This is a genomic window from Streptomyces sp. DH12 (assembly GCF_020873895.1).
Taxonomy (GTDB): Bacteria; Actinomycetota; Actinomycetes; order Streptomycetales; family Streptomycetaceae; genus Streptomyces.
This window is the reverse complement of the sequence record NZ_JAHWGT010001673.1, coordinates 1-388: the sequence shown is the minus strand read 5'-3', so window position 1 is coordinate 388 and position 388 is coordinate 1. Positions and strand designations below refer to the sequence as shown.

Genomic DNA, 388 nt, shown 5'->3' with positions numbered 1-388 from the left:
AGCCGATCAGGGCGGTGAACAGGACGGCGAGCACACCGCCGACGACCTTGAGGGAGCGGTCGGCACGCTGGTCCGAGGAGCGGCCGTAGCGGCCCTCGGGCAGCCGCGTGCTCGACGTACTCATGATCGTCTCCTCGGAAGGAAGGGACCGGCGTCCCGGGACCGTCCCCGGGAGCGGCGCTGCGGAATTTTTCGCCCCCCGGTTCCGTCACTATAGAAGCCTGCGACTGCGCCGCCGCACACAGGGCGCCCAACGACTTGAGGATTGAGTCTTGACTGACCAGCTGCGACTGATGGCCGTGCACGCCCACCCCGACGACGAGTCGAGCAAGGGCGCGGCCACCATGGCGAAGTACGTGTCCGAGGGGGTGGACGTGCTGGTGGTGAC

The 388-nt window shown here is 68.3% G+C and carries 1 protein-coding gene and 1 pseudogene; one reads left to right on the top strand and one right to left on the bottom strand.

The window, feature by feature from the left end:
• A pseudogene (locus tag LPA54_RS41680) lies at positions 1-124 on the bottom strand (DUF4307 domain-containing protein); the annotation flags it as partial.
• Positions 125-272: 148 nt separating this feature from the next.
• On the opposite strand from LPA54_RS41680, the gene LPA54_RS41675 reads away from it, so the two are divergent.
• Positions 273-388 (top strand): PIG-L family deacetylase (locus LPA54_RS41675; RefSeq protein WP_368857926.1); only part of this gene is annotated, 116 nt, incomplete at its 3' end.